The following is a 3203-nucleotide window of genomic DNA, read 5'->3' on the forward strand; positions in this document are numbered from 1 at the left end:
GCATTCAGCATTGGGCTATGTTAGCCCTGCTGAATACGAAGAACAATTGGAATTAGCTGCATAGTTGGATTGTCTACTTTTCGTGGGGCACTCCACTATATTTTAGAGATTTGAGTGCAAATCTGAAAATGGATAGTATATTGTAGGTATTATGTTATTCAATAAAGAACAAAATAAAACCGTCATAGAGTATGTTAATACAATAAATAGAGAGAAGACATGGGCGAATGATGATCTTGTATTGGATGATCATTATGTTTTTAATCGGGCTTACTATGAAGAGATTATACCAATATTAAAAGATTTGCACCAAAAATTTATCCTTAATACAGCGGTTATCATTCCTTTTGATCTACCATTTGATGAAAAGACTTATTCTTACGGTCGCATGTATCACCCAGATAATAAATGTCTTATCACTTTTATATTTTCCAGAGTTACAGAAAAAAGGAATATTTACGCAGGCTTCATTGAAAGAATGAAATGCGAATATCTTAAAGCAATTACAAGATGTGAAATGATATTTACTTTCGAAGAACCATTGATTGAAAGCAAACAAACATATATTGATATTAATGATTTGATGGAATTAGTCAGCAATTCTAAGCATTCAAGAACATCAGATGAAGATTTTACTAATGCAACGTTTCATGTATTTAACGCTATAGAAATACTTCGTGATGATGCTCTATTTTTATTAAATAATTTGATTATATCATATGGCATGCTATCAGGTGATCGTACGGTACGGACTATTACAGCGGGCGATATTGAGTTTATTTCGCATTTCCGAGGCATTCGAATAAATGATTGGAAAACATATAATTGGTTGTTTTTAAATAATACAGAAAAATTTTCCGAAGAAAGAAAAAAAGTCATTTCAAATGATTTATTTGCTCATTGCATTGGACTATCCAGTAGTTTTAAGTCTTATCAATTTTCCAATTTTCAAGCAAATATGCTAAACGCGCAATATGAAATTTTAAATGGTAATAAAGTGAATTCTATTGTCCTCTTGGTAACAACAATACAAACACTATTGCAGTCAATAATTACTTTATTTTGGGAGAATGAAGAAAAAATTAGCTCACATGATGCTGACAACAGAATTGAAGATGTTCCGTTCATTAAAATGTTTACTACCTGGATGCCACAAATTATTGGTGGTATATGGAATAAGAAAAACCAGAATTCTGTTTTTGGTGAATGGTATGCTTCTTGCTATGAAGTAAGAAATGATATAATACATAATGGTACATTTTATAAAGGAACAGTACTGGATAAGGCCATAATGTCCTCATTTAAGTTAATAGAATATATAATAAATAGAATGTGTAGCTGCAGATATGGTTATTTAAAGGACATCAAGATAGTGCCAAATATAACTATAAAAGACATGTCTAATGGAGATAATTCACCAACTAATGATAAAAATGGAGATGAAAAATAGATAACCAGCAATTGGAGCAGACGTGGCTACTGTCATGGTTTTTGCTTGGGATTGAGTAAAGAAGAGCAGAATTAAGAAGCGAAAGCTCTAATCTGTGAAAGATATGGTATAATGCATGAAGGAAAGAGCACAAACACATGCCAGTAAACGCCACGCAGCTCAATTGAATGTTAAAAACACTTTGAAAAATATTGTAATTGGAGTATAATCCAAATATATAGAGATTTAACAGGAGTTGAGTCATATGATAGATGGGTTTATCTCCACATATAAGAGATTACTTCAGAATACGAATTACAAGCATCATAGATATATCTATAAGGAATTCAATACCGATAATCGTCTAACTGGTTTGATTGGGCCACGTGGAACAGGAAAAACAACACTTTTACTACAATATATCAATGAAAAGATTGAGAATAAGGATGATTGCATCTATGTTTCAATAGATCATATATATTTCTCAAAGAATAACTTACTAGAATTTATCAATGAATTATATGATGATTATGGTGTAAGATACTTCTTTTTTGATGAAATCCATAAATATCCCAATTGGAATCAAGAATTAAAGAATGCTTATGATTCATATCCAGATATAAAGATAGTTTTTTCGGGAAGTTCCAGTATAGATCTAATAAAGGGAACTTATGATCTATCCAGGCGGGGAGTACTATACAGAATAGGAGGATTGTCGTTTAGGGAATATCTCCTTTTTAATAATATTCTTGATGCAAAAGTTGTGACTCTTGGACAAATATTGGATGAAAGGGGAAAAATTGAAGAAGAAATATCAAATGTAAAGAGAATAAAGGGATATTTCAAGGATTATCTAGGAACAGGATATTATCCATTTTATTTAGAAGATAAGAATACATATAATCAAAAGATATTAAGAATAATTGAAAAGACAATATTCGAAGATATATCAAATTTCTATAATCTTAAAACAGAAAATCTATCGAATTTTAAAAGAATATTATCATATTTAGCAACGATTCCGCCGGGAGAATTGAATATAAATAGTATATCCAAGAATATCGGATTGGATAATAAGACAATACAGAATTATTTAAACATATTGAAAGAGACTGGAATGATCGAATTATTAGGAGAGAATAGAGCAGGAAGTAATCTACTAAAACAAACAGAAAAGATATATTTGGATAATCAGGATTTATATAATGCAATAATTGAAGAAATAGGGTATGAATCAAAGATTGGAACTATTAGAGAAATATTTTTTATAAAGATGATTAAGAATTCTGGACATAAGATTTATTATAATAAGACCGGAGATTTTGAAGTAGAAGGAACAATATATGAAATTGGTGGGAAAAACAAGAAATTGAAACAAATAAAAGAAAAGTTAGGAAATGCATATTTAGTAAAAGATGATATTCTTGTTGGAAGTAGATATGAAATTCCATTATATCTATTTGGATTCTTATATTGAAAAGATAGAAAAGGTTTTTAACCAGCAATTGGAGCAGACGTGGCTACTGTCATGGTTTGTGCTTGAGATTGGGTAAAGAAGAGCAGAATTGAAAAGTGGAAGCTCTAATCTGTGAAAGATATGGTATAATTCAGAAAGGAAGGTAGTGTCAATAAACTTGCGCAAATTCTTTTTGCCTCAATCTGAAGAATTTACTTATGAAACCTGATCCTCCCGATCGTAATCAATCAGCAGGTCCATATTCAGATACGTCCGTTCACTCCATGAAGAACCTGAGATATGACGCAGCCGGGCCGA

2 protein-coding genes are annotated in these 3203 nt (G+C 30.9%); both read left to right on the top strand.

Annotated features, from left to right (window positions below):
- Window positions 1-151 precede the first annotated feature (151 nt).
- Complete coding sequence (locus F459_RS0121765; RefSeq protein WP_020614752.1) at window positions 152-1450, top strand: hypothetical protein; 1299 nt, start codon at window positions 152-154, stop codon at window positions 1448-1450.
- Window positions 1451-1694: 244 nt separating this feature from the next.
- Entirely contained in the window at window positions 1695-2906 is a 1212-nt protein-coding gene (locus F459_RS0121770; RefSeq protein ID WP_020614753.1) for an ATP-binding protein, read from the top strand.
- Window positions 2907-3203 lie beyond the last annotated feature (297 nt).

This window comes from Sediminispirochaeta bajacaliforniensis DSM 16054, assembly GCF_000378205.1.
Taxonomy (GTDB): domain Bacteria; phylum Spirochaetota; class Spirochaetia; order DSM-16054; family Sediminispirochaetaceae; genus Sediminispirochaeta; species Sediminispirochaeta bajacaliforniensis.

Excerpts from the sequence above, each read along its gene's own strand:
- F459_RS0121765 (WP_020614752.1), top strand. The coding sequence starts at position 152 with ATGTTATTCAATAAAGAACAAAATAAAACCGTCATAGAGTATGTTAAT.
- F459_RS0121770 (WP_020614753.1), top strand. The coding sequence starts at position 1,695 with ATGATAGATGGGTTTATCTCCACATATAAGAGATTACTTCAGAATACG.